Here is a 16,876-nt window from a genome sequence, read left to right as displayed (position 1 = left end):
TCAACGCTCATAGACACAAGCGCCTATGTCGCGGCGCTTTTTCCTGCATCGAATGGCCTTGCCCTGCGTTGCCGATGGGCATGGGACAGCAATGGTAGGCGCAGTGAGCTTTGGCCGGGCATATGATGACGGCGTGACGTCACAGGCGGTCGATGGGTTCGGCCGCGGGTGAGCGAGGCAGAGACAGTCCGCGCGCGGCGACGGCGCAAGGCGCCGTGGATCGTCGGGGGCGCGCTCGGTGCGCTGGCGCTCGGACTTTGGGTTGCCCGCGCCCCGATCGCCGACCGTTTCATTCAGGACCAGCTTGCGAAGAAGGGCGTGCCGGCACGCTACACGATCGAACGCATCGGCCTGTCGACCCAGCGGCTCAGCAATGTCGTTATCGGTAATCCGGCGCATCCCGACCTGACCGCGCGGGTGCTTGAGGTGTCGGTCGGGCTCGGCTTGTCCGGGCCCTATGTCGCATCGGTGCGCGCCGACGGCCTGCGGCTCTACGGCCGCTTCGTCGATGGGCAATTGTCGCTCGGCGCGCTCGACAAATTTCGCGACCCAACCGACAAGAGTCCGTTCGCATTGCCCGACATGGCGGTCCGGCTGAGCGACGCGCGGGCGCGGCTCGAAACGCCGTGGGGCAATGTCGGCGCGGCGCTGAACGGCGGCGGCAATTTGCGCCGCGATTTTGCGGGAACCCTCGCGCTCGTGGCCCCGCATATCGCCGCTGCCGATTGCCGCGGCACGGGAATCACTTTCTACGGCAAACTCGCGGTGCGCGATGTGCGCCCGCGGCTGACTGGGCCGTTGCGCGGCGCGGCCGTGACTTGCGGCGGCGCGCAGCCGGTCGCGGTCGCCGCGCCGCAGATCGCGCTGGACGTCTCGCTTGCCGAAAATCTGCAGCAATGGGACGGCACCGCCGACGCGCTGGTCCAGCGCCTGACGATGCCCGCGCTCGCCGCCGAGCGGGTCGGCGTGAAGGGCCGCTTCACCGGCACCGCCGATCGCACCGGGCTGACCTTGGTGGCGGATGTTGCCAAGCTGGCCGGGCCGGATTTTGCGGCGAGCGGCGTGCATCTGGAGGGCAAGGGCGCGGTCGGCAACGTCACCCCCAATTTCGACGGCCGGCTGCGCTTCGCCGATGCAAGCGCGAGCGCGCGTCTGCGCCGGTCGGTCGCGGACAGCGCCGCGGCGCTGGGCGGTACCCCGCTCGGCCCGATCGGCGACCGCGCGGCGACCGCCTTCGCCGCAGCGCTCGCGGGTGCAAGCGGCGAAGCGGCGATCGCGCTGACCGGGCAGGGCGAGGCGCTCCGTTTCGAGCTTGCCGCGCCCAGCCTGTCGAGCCGCAGCGGCGCACGCTTCGCGAGCAGCGCCGACAGCCGCATCGGCTATCTCTTCGCCGCGCCGCGGCCCGAGGTCATCGCAACGGGGCGCTGGACCTTCGGCGGCGGTGGCCTTCCGGTCGGCGCGATGGAACTCGACCGCCGTGCCGACGGCCACATGACCGGGCTGGCGCAAATCGACGCCTATCACGCGGGCGGCGCGCGTCTGGCGCTCGATCCGGTGCGTTTTTCGAGCGCGCCGGGCGCCGCGATGCGCTTTTCGACTAGCGCCACCCTGTCGGGGCCGCTTGCGGGCGGGCGCGTAGAGAGGCTGCGCGTGCCGATTGCCGGTGCCATCGCCGCGACCGGCGGGATGGCGTTCAACGGCGGCTGCCACCGTGTCACCGCGAACAAGATCGACGTGTCGGGGCTGCGCCTTGTCAATAACGGTATCGACCTGTGCAGCACCCCCGGTGCGCCGCTGTTCAGCGTGGGATCCGCGGGGGTGCGCGGTGCCGTCCGGCTTCCGGGCCTCAAGCTGCGCGGCACCAGCGGGGCGTCACCCTTTGCTTTTGACAGCGGTCCCGGCGAGGTCGATCTGGCGCGGTGGCGCTGGTCGCTTGCCAACGCCGATGTCCGGATCGGGGCCGGGGACAGCATGACGCATTTCGCCGCCGGACGCCTTTCGGGCGCGGCGGGCGGACAGGGGATGGCCGGAACGCTTGCCGATGCGCAGGGCAAGATCGGTGCCGTCCCGCTCGGCATGAGCGAGATTGCCGGCAACTGGCGCTGGGCCGACGGCGCGCTGACGCTCGACGGCGGGCTGGTGCTGACCGATGCGGCGGCGGACAAGCGCTTTGCGCCGCTGATCAGCCGCGACGCGCATCTCCGTTTCGCCGACGGCGTGATCGACGCAAGGGCGGGTTTCGACGAACGTGAAAGCGGCAAGAAGATTCTCGATACGGTGATCCGCCATCGCTTTGCCGACAGCAGCGGCGCCGCCGATCTGATCGTCAAGGAATTGCGCTTTGACGATAATTTCCAGCCCGAACAGCTCACGACGCTTGCGCAAGGCGTCGTGGCCAATGTCCAGGGTTCGGTCGTCGGCGACGGGCGGATCGAGTGGAATGCCGAGGGCGTCACGAGCGGGGGCACCTTTGCGACCGCCAATACCGACCTCGCCGCGGCTTTCGGCCCGGTGACCGGACTGACGTCGACGCTGACGTTCGACGATCTGCTGGGGCTCCATTCGGCGCCGGGGCAGACCGTCGCGCTGAAGGAAGTCAATCCGGGCATTCCTGTCGTGGACGGCAAGATCGACTATCAGCTCCTCGGCGGCAATCGGGTGCGGATCGAGGGTGGGCGCTGGCCGTTCGCTGGCGGCGAGCTTCTGCTGCACCCCGCTACGCTCGATTTCAGCGCCACCCAGCCGCGCCGCCTGATGTTCGATGTCGTCGGCGTCGATGCCGCGGTTTTCCTTCAGCAGTTCGGGTTCGAGAATATCAACGCGACGGGCAAGTTCGACGGGACGCTGCCGGTCGAGTTCGACGGGCTCGGCGGGCGCGTGGTCAACGGACGGATCGACGCGCGCGACGGCGGCGGCACGCTCGCCTATGTTGGCGAACTTTCCAATCACAACCTCGGCACGATGGCCAATTTTGCGTTCGGGGCGCTGCGATCGCTGAAATATGACGATCTGACGATTGTCCTCAACGGCAACCTCGACGGCGAAATGGTGACCGAAATCCGCTTCGGCGGGATCGGGCAGGGTATCGGCGCAAAGCGCAATTTCCTGGTCGATCAGGTCGCCAAAATCCCGCTGATCTTCAACATTCGTGTCGAAGGGCCTTTCCGCGGCCTGATATTCTCTGCAAAGAGCTTTTACGATCCATCGGTCCTGGTGGAGCAGAATTTGTCGCAGCTCTTGCAAGCCCAGCGCGATGCCGAAGCCGCCGCAGCGGCGAAGGCGGCGCCCGTTCAGCCTCCAGCAAGCGAGCCCGTGCAATGACGGTAAGGAAGATAGGAAAGATGAGGAGAGCGGCCATAGGCGATCGGTGTCTGTTGCTGACGATCGGAACGATGGGCCTCGGCGGCTGCGTTCAGGTGTCAGCGCCCGACAAGCCGATCGAGATCAACCTGAATATCCGCATCCAGCAGGAAGTGGTGTACAGGATCGACGGCGACGCGAAAAAGCTGATCGAACAAAATGGCTCTATCTTCTGACAGGGACGAAACAAGATGATGAAGCAGATGTTCAAACCCGCAATCGCCGCGCTGGCCGCCGCCGGAGCGGTCGCCGCGCTGGTCACGCCGGCGCTGGCACAGCGCGACCCCGCCTATGAAAATGCGCGTGCTGCGGGCCTGATCGGCGAACAGCCCGACGGCTACCTCGGCTTTGTGACCACGCCGACCGATGCAGTGCGCAAGCTGGTCAGCGACATCAATATCAAGCGCAAGGACGCCTATACGCGCAACGCGCCGGCGGGCAGCACGATCGAACAGTTCGCCTTTGTGACGGGTTGCAATCTGATCCTGAAGACCGCGCCGGGCGAGAAATACCGCACGCCCGACGGCAAATGGCTGACGCGCGACAGCAGCCCGCCGGTGCGCGATCCGCGTTGCGCCGCCAACTGACGAATTAGCAGCAGGCCTTCGTGCCTCATTATGCCGCCGCGCCCCTAAACGCGGCGGCATTTTTGTGCGCCCGCGCACGGGCATTGACTTAATCGGGCGGCGTTCCTAAACGGGCCGCGCCTTAGGGGTCCCCCGGCTTTTTCCGGGCCTTTTTCGCGGGCGGCACCGATTCTTTTCGGTTCTGTTTCAGGAGGATGGCGGAAGATGACGGGGAAGGGCAGCGATCCGGATCAAACTTCGGAGGATTCGCGCCTGGTCTCGCTCGAAGAGCGATTGGACCGGGCCGAAGCCGCAGAAGCGAAACGGACCGCAGGCGCCGCCAGTCCCGAATCCGATGCCAATTACCGGCTCGGGAACCGGGTGCTGGCGGAACTGCTGGGTGGATTGATCGGTGGCGCCTTGTTCGGCTGGCTGATCGACCGCATCGCGGGCACGTCGCCCTGGGGGTTGTTGGGAATGTTGTTCATGGGGATCGTCGTGGCGTTCCGGAACATCATTCGCATCGCTTCGGGTCCACGCAAGTAGCGCGGATCAAAGGGAATTTCTGGCGGGACGGCCCGATGAGCCGCCCCGCAATGCGCGTGGAGTGAAGAGTGGCGGCGGAATCCGGCAAGATCGACCCGATGCACCAGTTCGAGGTGACCCCGCTCGGCGGCGGTTTCCATCTGGGCGGGCACGAAATCCTGTTCACCAACAGCGCGCTGTGGATGGTTGTCGCGGCCATCACGCTCGGCATCTTCATGTGGGGCGGTATGCGCCGTCAGCTCGTTCCCGGCCGTTGGCAAGCCGCCGTCGAGGGCTTCGCGGGTTTCATCTCCAGCATGATGACGCAGAATATCGGTAGCGAAGGGCGCAAGTTCACGCCCTATGTCTTCTCGCTGTTCATGTTCATCCTGTTCTGCAACCTGCTCGGCATGTTGCCGCTTGGTGTTTTCGGCATCCATCCCTTCACCGTGACCAGCCATATCGCGATCACCGGGGTTCTTGCGCTGGTCAGCTTTGCGATCGTGCTCGTCGTCGGTTTCTGGCGCCATGGCCTGCACTTCTTCTCGCTCTTTGTGCCGCACGGCACGCCGCTGCCGATGATTCCGATCATCGCGCCCATCGAGTTCGTGTCCTTCATGGTCCGCCCTTTCAGCCTCGGCCTGCGTCTCTTCGTCGCAATGACGGCGGGTCACGTTCTGCTTAAGGTGCTGTCGGGTTTCGTCATCAACGGCTTCAACGCCGAAACCGTCTGGCTCGGCTCGATCGTCTCGGTCCTCAGCTTCATCCTGATGATCGGCATCAGCGCGCTCGAACTGCTCGTCGCCGGCATCCAGGCTTATGTTTTCGCCCTGTTGACCTCGCTTTACATCAACGACGCGGTCAACCTTCACTAATCCCGTTTATACCAAACGCTTACACCCAAGGAGTATTACAATGGACGCAGAAGCAGCAAAGCTGATCGGTGCTGGTCTCGCCGCTATCGGTGCCGGCATGGCCGCCATCGGCGTGGGTAACGTCTTCGGCAGCTTCCTCGAAAGCGCGCTGCGCAACCCCGCGGCCGCCGATGGCCAGCAGGGTCGCCTGTTCATCGGCTTCGCGGCTGCCGAACTTCTCGGCCTGCTCGCGTTCGTCGTCGCGATGATCCTGCTCTTCGTCGTCTGATTTCGGACGATCCGGCGTGGCCGGTTCTCGGATGGGGACCGGCTGCACCGATTTGCAGGTTTTTCATAAGTTTAAGGTTCGCCTTTCATGCCCCAGATAGCCCAGCTAACCGCTGATAACTGGTATCTCGCCTCGCAGCTTTTCTGGCTGCTGGTCGTTTTTGCCGGCATCTACATCGTCATCGGCCGCGGCATGCTGCCCAAGATCGAGGCGACGGTTGACGCGCGCGATCGCAAGGTCGCCGACGATCTGGCGGCGGCCAAGGCCGCACACGCGGCCGCCGACGGCCTCGAGGAGAGCTATCGCCAGCAGAGCGAGGCGAGCCGCGCTGCGGCGCAGAAGGCGGTTTCGGACGCCAAGGACAAGGCCGCTCGCGACGCCGAAAAGCGTCTGGCAAAGGTCGATGCCGAGCTTTCGGATAAGCTGGCAGCGGCCGAAGCCGATGTGGGCGCTGCGCGTACCTCGGCAATGGCGGAAATCGAATCGGTCGCTGCCGAAGCGGCGACCGACCTAGTGGCCAAGCTGTCGGGCGTGAAAGTTGCCGCAACCGACGCAAAGGCTGCGGTGAAGGCGGTGCTGCATGGCTGATTTCCTGGTGATCCTGTCCGAAGCTGCCGGCGCTGCCGGAGAGGCGCATGCCGATCCGACGGCTTTCGGGCTTAACGCTACCGTGTGGGTGTCGATCGCGATGCTCGCCTTCCTCGGCATTCTTGTCTGGAAGAAGGTGCCGGCGATGATCGGCGCGTCGCTCGACAAGAAGATCGCAGAGATTTCGAAGCAGCTCGGCGAAGCCGAACAGCTTCGCCTCGATGCCGAATCGCTCAAGGCCGAATATGAGGCCAAGCTTGCCGATGCGGCGAAAGAAGCCGACGAGCTCCGCGCCCGTGCCGAATCCGAGGCCGAAGCGCTCGTCGCCAAGGCGAAGGGCGATGCGACCGCGCTGATCGCTCGCCGCAAGCAGATGGCCGAAGACCGCATCGCGGCGGCCGAAGCCAACGCGGTTGCCGAGGTTCGTGCCGCGGCGGCCAAGGCGGCGACCGATGCGGCCGCAGCGCTGATCGCGGCCAAGCATGACGCGGGCGCCGACAAGGCGCTGATCGATCAGGCGATCGCGGCCGTCGCCAAGAGCTGATCTTTCCCGATCGGGCCATGAAAAGCGGGCGTATCGTCTAAGCGAGACGCCCGCTTTTTCGTGTCAATACTCGTCGAAATTGTCGGCCGCATCGCTGAACGGATCGCTGACAGCGGTCCCGCCTTTGCGGTAACAGGCGAAATCCATGATCGCCTCGTTGATGCTGTTGGCGGCGGGCGTCTTGTGTTCGGTGATCGTCTCGGACGGTTCGCTCTCGATGAAGCTGCCGTCGGCGCGGTAATAGCTATATTCGAGCGTGCGGAAGGAATTGCCACCGCAATCGAGCTCCTCGCGAATTTTTGCACCCACGATCGGTCCGCCGTTGAGCGGTTTGGCATAGACGCTCAGCACGTCGCCGACGATCTTGCCGCTCAGCGCGCGCAAGCTCGCAAGGTCGACATAGGTGCGGGTCGAATCATTGCCGCCGACCAGATACCATTCGGCGGCGGCAGCCGGCGTGGCGAGCGGCAACAGCGTGGCCGCCACAAAAATCATGCGCATAATATCCCCCTGATGGTGCGCCCCGTGCACGGCCTGCCACAGCCGTTCAGGCGCGCAAAGCCGAAATTGGCGGCCTCAATATTTGATCATGATCCGGCGGGCGAGGGCGGGTGAGACGCTGTTGACGAGTTGCAACAGCTTCACCGCCCCCGCATTCACCTCGCGCTTGCCGGTGCGGATGCCGCGCACGATTTCGGCGGCGCAATCGTGCGCGCTCATCTTCTTCCCGGCGCGACCCGCGGTCATATTGGTTTCCACCACCGGCGGCAGCGCCTCGATCACCGCCACATTGCTGTCGCGCAGCAGGTGGCGGATCGCCTGCGTATAGGCGCGCAGCCCGGCCTTGGTGGCGCAATAGATCGAACCGCCGGCGCGCGGTGCGATCGCGAGCCCCGAGGTCACATTGACGATCGCGGCGGCGGGCTGGGCGCGCAGGCAGCGCGATTTCGCGCCCGATTCCGTCGCTTCCGCCCGTCACCAGCGCCAGTTTGCCGTGTAATTCCATCGCCCCCTCCATGCTTTTACCTGCCACACTATGGCGGGCCGTGCGGCCATCGCCTACATGGAAATGATGGTCCGTCCCAACGCTCCCGAACGATTCAACGAAGAGAAGGCCACCTATGTCGTCCGCGGCGAGGGTGAGGGGGCCGACAAGCCCGATCTGGAGCGCGGTGCCCAGGTCATTCGCGGCGTCGTGCGCAAGCTGCCGGTGCGCCCCGGTGTCTATCGGATGCTCGATGCGCGCGGCGACGTTCTGTACGTCGGCAAGGCCCGCGCGCTGAAGAACCGCGTCACCAACTACACCCAGGTCGCGCGGCTGCCGCAGCGGTTGCAGCGCATGGTCGCGCAGACGCGCGCTATGGAGATCGTGACGACCACAAGCGAGGCCGAGGCGCTGCTGCTCGAGGCACAGCTCATAAAACGCTATCGTCCACCCTACAATGTCCTGCTGCGCGACGACAAAAGCTTCCCCTTCATCCTGCTCCGCATGGATCATGACTTCCCGCGGGTACAAAAGCATCGCGGCGCCCGCCGTGCCAAGGGACGCTATTACGGCCCGTTCGCCAGCGCGGGGTCGGTGAACCGCACCCTCAACGCGCTCCAGAAGACCTTTCTGTTGCGCAGTTGCACCGACAGCTTCTTCGCCAATCGTTCGCGGCCGTGCCTGCTCTATCAGATCCGGCGCTGTTCGGCGCCGTGTGTCGATCGTATCGACAAGGCCGATTATGCCGAACTCGTCGGCGATGCGCAGGATTTTCTGGAAGGCCGCTCGACCGCGGTGCAGAAGCGACTGGGCGATGCGATGACGCGCGCGGCCGAAGCCATGGATTTCGAGCTCGCCGCGGTGCTCCGCGACCGGTTGAAGGCGCTCACCTTCATCCAGGGTAGCCAGTCGGTGCATGCCGACGGGCTGGGCGATGCCGATGTCTTTGCGCTGGCCGCAAAGGGCGGGCAGCTCTGCATTGCGGGTTTCTTCATTCGCGGCGGGCAGAATTGGGGGCATCGCAGCTTCTTTCCCGCGCATGTCGCGGGGGTGCCCGAACCTGAGGTGATGGCGAGCTTCCTCATGCAATTTTACGAGGGCGTGCCGCCCCCCAAGCTGATCCTCGTCGATCGCGAGCCCGAGGACGCCGCGGTCCTTGCCGAAGCGCTCGGCGAAACGGCGGGCCGCAAGGTCGAGATCAGCGTCCCGCAGCGCGGCAATCGCAAGCGACTGCTCGAACAGGCGGTGCGTAACGCCGGCGAAGAACTCGACCGCCGCCTTGCCGAAAGCAGCAGTCAGGCGAAACTGGGGCGTGAACTTGCCGATCTGTTCGATCTCGACGAACCGCCGCAGCGGATCGAAATCTACGACAACAGCCATATTCAGGGCACCAACGCGCTCGGCGCGATGGTCGTCGCGGGGCCGGAAGGCTGGATCAAGGGCGCCTATCGCAAGTTCAACATCAAGCGCCCGGAAACGCAGCCGGGCGACGATTTCGCGATGATGCGCGAAGTATTCCAGCGCCGCTTCGCGCGCGCCCTCGAGGAGGATCCCGAACGCAACAAGGGCGAATGGCCCGATCTGGTGCTGATCGACGGCGGCAAAGGGCAGGTGTCCGCAGCGGGCGCCGTGCTCGCGGAACTCGGTATCGACGATCTTCCTTATGTGGGCGTCGCCAAGGGACCGGATCGCAACGCCGGGCGCGAGACATTCTATTTGCCCGACGGCCGCGAATTCACGCTGCCCCCGAACAATGCCGTGCTTTTCTACATTCAGCGATTGCGCGACGAGGCACATCGCTTCGCCATTGGCGCGCATCGGCAGAAGCGCGCGAAGGCGATGGGCAGCTCGCCGCTTGACGAGGTTCCGGGCATCGGACCGGCTCGCAAGAAGGCGCTGTTGATGCATTTCGGCACCGCGCGCGCGATCCGCAGCGCCAGCCTCGACGATCTGAAAAAGGCGCCGGGCGTCAGCGCGGCGGTCGCGCAGGCCGTTTATGATTTCTACAATCCGGGAAGCTGAGGAGAAGAACGTGGATTTCGCAGCCGCCATGCCGCTCGCCGGAACGCTGGGCGTGACGATACAGGAAGGGATGAAAGAGCGCGTTACCGGGTGGTTGCCCGTGCGGCCCGACATCTGCACCGCGGGCAATATCGTCCACGGCGGCGCCATCATGGCGTTTGCCGACTGTCTGGGCGCGGTCGGCGCCTTCCTGACCTTGCCCGACGGCGCAAGCGGCACGACGACGATCGAAAGCAAGACCAATTTCCTTGGCGCCGGCCCGGTCGGGTCGGTGCTCGTCGGCGAAGCGACGCCGGTCAAGATCGGGAAGCGCCTGTCGGTCTGGCAGACGCGTATCCGCACCGAAGGGGGCGAAGAGGTCGCGCTCGTCACCCAGACGCAGATGGTGCTTTGGCCGGCCTGACCGCCGATGCCATCGTCTGCGCGGTTCGGGCGCATGGCGAACATGGCGCGATCCTGCGCGCCCTCACCGAACGCGCCGGCCTTGTCGCCGGCTATGTGCGCGGGGGGCGATCGCGGCGCCTGCGCCCGATACTTATGCCGGGAAACCTCGTCGCGCTCGACCTGCGGGCGCGGACCGAGGATCAGCTTGGCGGCGCAACGGTTGAAATGATCGCCAGCCGCGCGCCACTGCTCGCCGAACCGCTGGCGGCCGCCGCGATCGACTGGGCGACCAGCCTGACCGCGGCGGCGCTTCCCGAAAGCCAGCCCTACCCGTCGCTCTACGCCGCGCTGTCGGCGCTTCTGGAGGCGATTGCGGTGGCGCCGGCGGCGCGGCTATGGGCAGCGGCGCTCGCGCGCTATGAGTTGCTGTTGCTTGCCGAGCTCGGTTTCGGGCTCAGCCTCGACGAATGCGTGGCGACCGGCACCGCCGACGATCTGGCCTTTGTCAGCCCCAAGTCAGGCGGGGCGGTCGGCCGCGCCGCCGCGGCTGGATATGAAGCGCGGCTGATGCCACTGCCGCCTTTTTTGCGCGGCCGCGATGCCGATCCGTCGATTGCCGACGTCATCGCCGGACTTGCCATCACCGGCCATTTCCTCGACCGCGACATTCTCGATGGCCGAAACCGCGACTTGCTGGCGGTGAGGGAAAGATTGCTCGGCAGGCTGGGCAGGGCGGTTGCGTGAGGGGCCGCCGCTGTCTAAGCGGCTCGCGAAGATAGGAAAGGGCGACGCACGTGCAAATCCTGCTGCTGGCTGGCGACGGTATCGGACCGGAGATCATGGTCGAGGCCGAAAAGACTCTCGCCGCGCTGGCGTTGCCCATCACGATCGACCGCGCGCTTGTCGGCGGTGCGGCCTATGCCGCCAGCGGCCACCCGCTGCCGCCCGAGACGCTCGCAAAGGCCAAGGCGGCCGATGCGATCCTGTTCGGTGCGGTCGGCGATCCGCGCTTCGATGCTGTCGAGCGTCATTTGCGGCCCGAGCAGGCTATTCTCGGCCTCCGGTCGGAACTCGGCCTGTTCGCCAATCTTCGTCCGGCCAAGCTGTTCGCGGGACTGGAAGACAGCTCTGCGCTACGGCCCGAAGTCGCCTCGGCGATTGACCTGCTGATCGTGCGCGAACTCAACGGCGACGTCTATTTCGGCGAAAAGGGCATGCGCACGACCGCGACCGGGGAGCGCGAAGGCTATGACATCATGGCATATAGCGAGAGCGAAGTGCGGCGTATCGCGCATGTCGCGTTCCGCGCCGCGCAAGGGCGCCGGAAGCGGCTGTGCTCGGTCGACAAGGCGAACGTCCTTGAAACCTCGCAGCTCTGGCGGGACGTCGTGATCGAGGTTGCGGCCGACTATCCCGACGTCGAGCTCAGTCATATGTATGTCGACAATGCCGCGATGCAGTTGGTGCGCAATCCGGGGCAGTTCGACGTGGTCGTCACGGGCAATCTGTTCGGCGACATTTTGTCCGATCAGGCATCGATGTGCGTCGGCTCGATCGGTCTTCTCGCATCGGCCTCGCTGAGCGAAGGCCGCCAGGGACTGTACGAGCCCATTCACGGCAGCGCCCCCGATATTGCGGGTAAAGGGATAGCCAACCCGCTCGCGATGATCCTGTCGCTTGCGATGCTGCTTCGCCATTCGGGCGGCGACGAGGCGAGCGCGGCGCGCATCGAGAGTGCGGTAGCGAAAATCCTTGCCGACGGATGCCGCGGCGCCGATTTGGGCGGATCGATGGGCACCGCAGCGCTTGGCGATGCGGTTGTCGCGGCTTTGAACGGATAGAGCGAGATGAAAAAGACGACGGGATTCGATCGCAGCAAGACGAGGAACTGGCGTCCGGCCACGCAGGCGGTGCGCGGCGGGACGTGGCGCAGCGAACATGGCGAAACGTCTGAGGCCCTGTTCCTGACCTCCGGCTATACCTATGACAGCGCCGAGGAAGTCGCGGCCCGCTTTGCCGGCGAGGCGCAGGGCATGACCTATTCGCGCCTGCAAAATCCCACCGCTGCGATGCTCGAAGAACGCATCGCGTTGATGGAAGGTGCCGAGGCGTGCCGGACGCAAGCCACCGGCATGGCGGCGATGACGACGGCGCTCCTGTGTCAATTGTCCGCTGGCGACCATGTTGTTGCTGCGAAAGCGGCCTTCGGGTCGTGCCGCTGGCTCGTCGATACGTTGCTGCCGCGCTTCGCGATCGAGACGAGCGTCGTCGATGGCCGTGACCTTGACGCGTGGAAGGCAGCGATCAAGCCGAACACCAAGCTTTTCTTTTTCGAAACCCCCGCCAATCCGACGATGGATATCGTCGACCTGCAGGCGGTGTGCGATCTCGCCGAGGCGCATGGCATCACGACCGTCGTCGACAATGCCTTCGCGACCGCCGCGCTTCAGCGCCCGCTGGAATTCGGCGCCGACGTCGTAGCCTATTCAGCGACCAAGCTGATGGAGGGGCAGGGCCGCGTCCTCGCCGGAGCGGTGTGCGGAACGGAAAAATTCATCAACGAGGTGCTGCTGCCGTTCCAGCGCAATACCGGCCCGAACCTGTCGCCGTTCAACGCATGGGTTGTTCTGAAGGGGCTGGAAACGCTCGACCTGCGTGCCCGCCGCCAGTCGGAGAATGCGCTGGCGGTCGGCAAGGCGATCGAGGGGCGCGTGCGGCGCATTCTGCATCCCGGCCTGGCCAGCCACCCCCAGCATAATCTGGCGATGCGCCAGATGGATGGCTGCGGGCCGATCTTCTCCTTCTTCCTCGAGGATCGGGCGCAAGCGATGGCGTTTCTGAACGCGCTCGAACTCGTCGATATTTCGAACAATATCGGCGATGCGCGCAGCCTGTGCTGCCATCCTGCGTCGACCACCCATTATGGCGTCAGCGCCGAGGCGCGCGCCGACATGGGCATCGAGGAGGGGATGCTGCGCATCAATATCGGGCTGGAGGATCCGCGCGATCTGATCGCCGATCTGGACCAGGCATTGACCAAGGTCGGGCTTTGAGCGACGCTGGCGGCGCGATGATCGACTCCCTCTTCCCCTTTGCCGCGACAACCGGGCCGATCACGGTGCGCGTGTCGGTCAGCTACCTGCCCGAACAGTCGCATCCGGCGCTGGGGCGCTGGTTCTGGGCCTATCATGTCCGCATCGAAAATCACGGTGAGGCGGCGGTGCAGCTGTTGACGCGGCATTGGCGGATCACCGACGGCCGCGAGCAGGTGAGCGAGGTTGAGGGCGAAGGCGTTGTCGGCGAACAGCCGCTCATCGCGCCCGGCGGGTCGTTCGACTATGTTTCGGGATGCCCGCTGCCGACGCCCGAAGGCGGGATGGTCGGCACCTATGTGATGGAAATGACCGACGGGTCGCAGATGCTGGCGGCAATTCCGGCCTTTCCGCTCGTGGCCCCCGCGACCGCGTCATGAAGCGCACCCATCTGCCTCTCAACGCGCTGCGCGTCTTCGACGCCGCTGCCCGCCATCTCAGCTTTACCCGTGCCGCCGACGAGCTGGCGGTGACCCCGGCGGCGGTCGGTCAACAGATCCGCGCGCTGGAGGACATGCTGGGCGTCGTCCTGTTCCGCCGCACCCCTAAGGGTCTTGAACTGACGGGGGAAGCACATGCCGGGCTCGACGCGCTGCGGCAGGGCTTTTTGCAGTTCGAGGAATCGGTCCGCGCAATGCAGGCGGGGCAGTCGTCGCAATCGCTGACCATCGCCGCGCCGCGCGACCTGACCGCCAAATGGCTGGCGCCGCGTCTCGCGCGGTACAGCCAGCAGGCGCCCGACGTGCGGTTCACGCTTGTGTCAGCCGATAGCGGCATTGATTTTACCGAGGCCAATCTCGATCTCGCGATTTTCTGGACCGATGGGGCCGGCGACCATGAAGGCGTCGCGCTGTCGGCGGCATCGATGGTCACCGTTGCGGGGCCTGGCGGCGGCAACGACACGCGGATCGCGTGGCCGGGATGCCCCGTCGCCGAGGGTGAGCCCGCGTTGCGGCTGGGCGATGCCGGGCTTGCGATCGACGCCGCAGCCAACGGTCTGGGGCAAGCCTGCGTCCCGGCCATGCTCGCCGAGGCCGATATTGCCGCCGGGCGGGTGCGCCAAGTGGGTGAGGCGATGGATACGAAACGCGGCTATTGGCTCGTCGCGCCGACCCCGCAATGGCGGCAGGCGAAGGTGAAGGCGCTGGTGGCGGCGCTGACGGCGTAACGCCCTCCTTGGCTGCGAGCGCGAGCAGCCGGGTGACGAGACCGGCGAACTTGTTGCCGTCGAGGTCCAAGGCCGCATTGTTCCAGCTTGCCGTGACGACGAACCATTTGCCGTCGGCCTTGCGCTGGCCGAGCAGGCTCATCGACACCACGCCAAGCTCCGACCCGCCCTTGTAGCCAAGGTAGGACCAGTCCGCCGCCGCTGCGGGGCCGACGCCATTGTTGATCGCCAGCGCCGCCATCGTCGGCGCCGAACCGCGCGCCCGCAGATCGGCAAAGGCCCGCGCCACATCCATCGGCGAGGCGAACCATTCGAGGCTGTCGATAAAGCGCGGTTTTCCTTCGAAGCTGACGCCGTCAACATTGGCGAGGGTGAAGCGATCGGCATTGTCATCGACGATCTTGCGTTGCTCCGCTTCGCTGCCGGAGAGAAAGGCTGAACGGAGATCAGCGAAATTGTTGCCCTTGAGCGCGAAGGCCTCGACCGTCGTCAGAAAGGGCGTGTTGCGTGCGGGGGCGCTATTGCCCGCGGCGCGCATCCGTTCTTCGATCGCCTTGCGGCCGAGCAGATGAATCAGCGTGTCGGCGGCGCCATTGTCGCTGACCGAGATCATCCAGTTCGCCAGCGTTTGCAGCGTAACCGGCGTGTTGAGCGGCCAGTTGGCGGTCGCCGCCGACGAGAAACTGGGATAGGCAAGCGGGACGACATCGTCCCAATGCCGCTTACCCGCCGCCACCTGCGCAGCGAGCTCGTCGAGCACATAGAGTTTGAATATCGATCCGACAGCAAACTGCCGATCGGTGCCCGAACCCGCAATCTGACGAATGTTGTCGCCGTCAACTTCGGCGACAAGAAACCCGGTATCGCCCGGTAAAGCAGCGATTTCCGCTGCAACTGCGGCGATGCTATCGTTGGCAGCCACAAATCCGGTTACTCGAAGTCCCAGCACCAGCCCTTCGGGGGCCGGGCCGACGTCCAGGCGGATCGTCGCGGTCCCGCGTTCGAAGCGGAGCAGTATCGTGCCCGATTGACCGTCGTCTGATGTCGCTCGCTTGACCGCGACCGGCTTGCCATATTGGCCGACCAGATTTTCGCTGATCTCCCGAAATCGCGCTTCTGGGATCGCCGCGCGAAAGGAAGGCGCAAAATATTCGGCATAGGGCACCCGCCCTTCGAACAGGGCGACGAGCTGACCGGCGCGGCGGTCGAAGGCGCTCTGTTCGGCGCGTGCGGCTGTGCCCGGCTGAGCATGGACGGTGCCGACAGGCAGCGCGACCAAGGGGACGGCGAGCAGGGCAGCTGCAGCAAGGCGGTGCAGGCGGTTCATATCATTCTCCTTGTTCGGGAACAGGGGCGGGCGGATCGCCATCGATCCGCGCAATCTGACGTCGCAGCAGCGCGGCGCCGCGCCGGTTGAGGAGCCAGATGGCCCCGAAAAGCAGCAACGGCCCGCCGATCAGCACCGTGCTACCAACCATGCCATAACGGTCATCCAGCGTCTGTGCGGTCATGAACAGCAGCAGACCGGGCAGCAAAGGTGCAAGATACCAGCGCCCGACGCGCGACAGCATATGCTCTTCACGAACGAGGCGCGCGCGGTAATAGGACCGGATGTCCGCGGCTTCTGCCGCCGGATCGGGACGCGAGGTTCGGCGGGTTAGCTGCCAGCTGACGAACAGTGTCCCGGCAATCACGAGCAGACTGCCCAGCTTGAACAGCAGGCCGGGAAGGAGCACGGCATAGACGGCAAAACCCGCAATCACGATGGCGGCGGCCATATATTCGCGGCGATTTCGCCGGGCGACGATGTCGCCGAGCCGCGACGCGCGGCGCCTGACTTCCTCGACCGGCATCGGGTCGAACGCGGCCGTATCGCTTTGCCACAGGGTGTGAAGGGTCATGTCGTCGGAAAAATCGGTCATGTTGCATCTCCCAGGCCGACGAAACGGCGCGTGAGCATGGATTTGAAGCGATGGACCTTGGTTGCGACGGCCTCGGACGACACGCCCGTGACGTCGGCGATTTCGGCCGCTGGCATCCCTTCGAGATAAAGGAGCAATATCTGCCGGTCGGGCGGTCCGAGCCGGTCGATGATAGCCAGCATCAAGGCGAGCGCCTGATGGGTCTCGGCGCGCTCGGCGGGCGAGGGGGCTTCATCGGCAAGCGCCAGATCCTCGATATCGACCCACGGCCGCCGACGCTTGCGGGCTTGGGCGGCGACGTGCGAGGCGGCGCGATTATGCACCACGCGCCAGACCCAAGTGCTCATCGCGCAGCGGGCATCGAAGCGGGCGAAGCTCTGCCAAAGCGCGACCTGCAACTCCTGGAGAAGGTCGCGTTGCAGTTCGGGATCGGCTTCATAGCCGCGCGCCATGCGGGCGATAGCGCCGCCGAAGCGGTCGATCGCCTCTTCGAACAGCCTGTCTTGCGCCTTTCCGGTCACCCCGATCTCCCAAAAGCCCGTGCCAATATCCGGTTAGTCGCCGGCGGCGCGTGTTT

Annotated in this window: 19 protein-coding genes and 1 pseudogene; 15 read left to right on the top strand and 5 right to left on the bottom strand. The window is 65.4% G+C overall.

Annotated elements, in window-relative coordinates:
• Positions 1-168: 168 nt before the first annotated feature.
• The 8 genes from MU856_RS06840 to MU856_RS06805 all read left to right on the top strand — a co-directional run bounded on the left by MU856_RS06840 (position 169) and on the right by MU856_RS06805 (position 6,726).
• Positions 169-3,321 carry a YdbH domain-containing protein gene (locus MU856_RS06840; protein WP_263588651.1) on the top strand — a complete coding sequence of 1,051 codons (3,153 nt, stop codon included), beginning with the start codon at positions 169-171 and terminating at the stop codon, positions 3,319-3,321.
• A 53-nt stretch (positions 3,322-3,374) separates the two neighbouring features.
• Complete coding sequence (locus tag MU856_RS06835; RefSeq protein WP_371830003.1) at positions 3,375-3,536, top strand: YnbE family lipoprotein; 162 nt, start codon at positions 3,375-3,377, stop codon at positions 3,534-3,536.
• Between the two features lie 15 nt (positions 3,537-3,551).
• Complete coding sequence (locus tag MU856_RS06830; RefSeq protein ID WP_062902475.1) at positions 3,552-3,947, top strand: YdbL family protein; 396 nt, start codon at positions 3,552-3,554, stop codon at positions 3,945-3,947.
• A 204-nt stretch (positions 3,948-4,151) separates the two neighbouring features.
• Positions 4,152-4,472 carry an AtpZ/AtpI family protein gene (locus MU856_RS06825; RefSeq protein WP_062902474.1) on the top strand — a complete coding sequence of 107 codons (321 nt, stop codon included), beginning with the start codon at positions 4,152-4,154 and terminating at the stop codon, positions 4,470-4,472.
• 68 nt (positions 4,473-4,540) lie between these two features.
• Entirely contained in the window at positions 4,541-5,326 is a 786-nt protein-coding gene (locus MU856_RS06820; RefSeq protein WP_263588649.1) for a F0F1 ATP synthase subunit A, read from the top strand.
• Between the two features lie 40 nt (positions 5,327-5,366).
• Complete coding sequence (locus MU856_RS06815) at positions 5,367-5,594, top strand: F0F1 ATP synthase subunit C (RefSeq protein ID WP_003044110.1); 228 nt, start codon at positions 5,367-5,369, stop codon at positions 5,592-5,594.
• Positions 5,595-5,681: 87 nt separating this feature from the next.
• Positions 5,682-6,182, top strand: a complete 501-nt coding sequence (locus tag MU856_RS06810) for an ATPase (protein ID WP_263588648.1) — start codon at positions 5,682-5,684, stop codon at positions 6,180-6,182.
• Positions 6,175-6,726: a F0F1 ATP synthase subunit B gene (locus MU856_RS06805; RefSeq protein ID WP_217373453.1), complete on the top strand. Its 552-nt coding sequence runs from the start codon at positions 6,175-6,177 to the stop codon at positions 6,724-6,726. The genes MU856_RS06810 and MU856_RS06805 overlap by 8 nt, the downstream gene beginning before the upstream one ends.
• 63 nt (positions 6,727-6,789) lie before the next feature.
• On the opposite strand, the gene MU856_RS06800 is transcribed toward MU856_RS06805, so the two are convergent.
• The gene (locus MU856_RS06800) at positions 6,790-7,227 is read right to left on the bottom strand and encodes a surface-adhesin E family protein (protein WP_062902472.1); all 438 of its coding nucleotides are present in this window, start codon (positions 7,225-7,227) and stop codon (positions 6,790-6,792) included.
• Between the two features lie 75 nt (positions 7,228-7,302).
• The gene (locus MU856_RS06795; protein ID WP_412072825.1) at positions 7,303-7,662 is read right to left on the bottom strand and encodes an SDR family NAD(P)-dependent oxidoreductase; all 360 of its coding nucleotides are present in this window, start codon (positions 7,660-7,662) and stop codon (positions 7,303-7,305) included.
• A gap of 136 nt (positions 7,663-7,798) precedes the next feature.
• Between MU856_RS06795 and uvrC the strand changes: the two genes are divergently transcribed.
• From uvrC to MU856_RS06760, 7 genes are read left to right on the top strand one after another with little or no spacing between them, the layout of a single operon-like run.
• Positions 7,799-9,733, top strand: coding sequence for an excinuclease ABC subunit UvrC (gene uvrC / locus MU856_RS06790; RefSeq protein ID WP_062903207.1), 1,935 nt, complete (start codon positions 7,799-7,801; stop codon positions 9,731-9,733).
• A gap of 10 nt (positions 9,734-9,743) precedes the next feature.
• On the top strand, positions 9,744-10,136 hold the full coding sequence (locus MU856_RS06785; RefSeq protein WP_263588646.1) for a PaaI family thioesterase: 393 nt from the start codon (positions 9,744-9,746) through the stop codon (positions 10,134-10,136).
• A complete protein-coding gene (recO, locus tag MU856_RS06780; protein WP_058811392.1) occupies positions 10,124-10,861 on the top strand; it encodes a DNA repair protein RecO in 738 nt (245 codons plus the stop codon). The genes MU856_RS06785 and recO overlap by 13 nt, the downstream gene beginning before the upstream one ends.
• 50 nt (positions 10,862-10,911) lie before the next feature.
• Positions 10,912-11,958, top strand: a complete 1,047-nt coding sequence (gene leuB, locus MU856_RS06775; protein WP_062902471.1) for a 3-isopropylmalate dehydrogenase — start codon at positions 10,912-10,914, stop codon at positions 11,956-11,958.
• Positions 11,959-11,964: 6 nt separating this feature from the next.
• Positions 11,965-13,170 carry a trans-sulfuration enzyme family protein gene (locus MU856_RS06770; RefSeq protein ID WP_263588645.1) on the top strand — a complete coding sequence of 402 codons (1,206 nt, stop codon included), beginning with the start codon at positions 11,965-11,967 and terminating at the stop codon, positions 13,168-13,170.
• A 17-nt stretch (positions 13,171-13,187) separates the two neighbouring features.
• Positions 13,188-13,589, top strand: coding sequence for a Co2+/Mg2+ efflux protein ApaG (gene apaG / locus MU856_RS06765; protein WP_040590068.1), 402 nt, complete (start codon positions 13,188-13,190; stop codon positions 13,587-13,589).
• Positions 13,586-14,377: a LysR family transcriptional regulator gene (locus tag MU856_RS06760; protein ID WP_062902469.1), complete on the top strand. Its 792-nt coding sequence runs from the start codon at positions 13,586-13,588 to the stop codon at positions 14,375-14,377. Before apaG ends, MU856_RS06760 begins: the two co-directional genes overlap by 4 nt.
• 529 nt (positions 14,378-14,906) lie before the next feature.
• Here MU856_RS06760 and MU856_RS06755 read toward each other — a convergent pair.
• The 3 genes and pseudogenes from MU856_RS06755 to MU856_RS06745 form a co-directional block, all read right to left on the bottom strand.
• Positions 14,907-15,704, bottom strand: a pseudogene (locus tag MU856_RS06755) (serine hydrolase); the annotation flags it as partial.
• Position 15,705: 1 nt separating this feature from the next.
• Positions 15,706-16,299 (bottom strand): hypothetical protein, encoded by a 594-nt coding sequence (locus tag MU856_RS06750; protein WP_263588644.1) that lies wholly within the window; start codon positions 16,297-16,299, stop codon positions 15,706-15,708.
• Complete coding sequence (locus tag MU856_RS06745; protein ID WP_003044063.1) at positions 16,296-16,820, bottom strand: RNA polymerase sigma factor; 525 nt, start codon at positions 16,818-16,820, stop codon at positions 16,296-16,298. The genes MU856_RS06750 and MU856_RS06745 overlap by 4 nt, the downstream gene beginning before the upstream one ends.
• Positions 16,821-16,876: the final 56 nt, after the last annotated feature.

The sequence above is a fragment of the Sphingopyxis sp. GC21 genome, assembly GCF_025727575.1.
Taxonomy (GTDB): domain Bacteria; phylum Pseudomonadota; class Alphaproteobacteria; order Sphingomonadales; family Sphingomonadaceae; genus Sphingopyxis; species Sphingopyxis terrae_A.
The sequence above is the reverse complement of the archived record's forward strand: the minus strand, read 5'-3'. Positions and strand labels throughout refer to the sequence as shown.

Excerpts from the sequence above, each read along its gene's own strand:
- MU856_RS06830 (WP_062902475.1), top strand. The coding sequence starts at position 3,552 with ATGATGAAGCAGATGTTCAAACCCGCAATCGCCGCGCTGGCCGCCGCC.
- MU856_RS06825 (WP_062902474.1), top strand. The coding sequence starts at position 4,152 with ATGACGGGGAAGGGCAGCGATCCGGATCAAACTTCGGAGGATTCGCGC.
- MU856_RS06815 (WP_003044110.1), top strand. The coding sequence starts at position 5,367 with ATGGACGCAGAAGCAGCAAAGCTGATCGGTGCTGGTCTCGCCGCTATC.
- MU856_RS06810 (WP_263588648.1), top strand. The coding sequence starts at position 5,682 with ATGCCCCAGATAGCCCAGCTAACCGCTGATAACTGGTATCTCGCCTCG.
- MU856_RS06805 (WP_217373453.1), top strand. The coding sequence starts at position 6,175 with ATGGCTGATTTCCTGGTGATCCTGTCCGAAGCTGCCGGCGCTGCCGGA.
- MU856_RS06800 (WP_062902472.1), bottom strand. The coding sequence starts at position 7,227 with ATGCGCATGATTTTTGTGGCGGCCACGCTGTTGCCGCTCGCCACGCCG.
- uvrC (WP_062903207.1), top strand. The coding sequence starts at position 7,799 with ATGGTCCGTCCCAACGCTCCCGAACGATTCAACGAAGAGAAGGCCACC.
- MU856_RS06770 (WP_263588645.1), top strand. The coding sequence starts at position 11,965 with ATGAAAAAGACGACGGGATTCGATCGCAGCAAGACGAGGAACTGGCGT.
- apaG (WP_040590068.1), top strand. The coding sequence starts at position 13,188 with ATGATCGACTCCCTCTTCCCCTTTGCCGCGACAACCGGGCCGATCACG.
- MU856_RS06760 (WP_062902469.1), top strand. The coding sequence starts at position 13,586 with ATGAAGCGCACCCATCTGCCTCTCAACGCGCTGCGCGTCTTCGACGCC.
- MU856_RS06750 (WP_263588644.1), bottom strand. The coding sequence starts at position 16,299 with ATGACCGATTTTTCCGACGACATGACCCTTCACACCCTGTGGCAAAGC.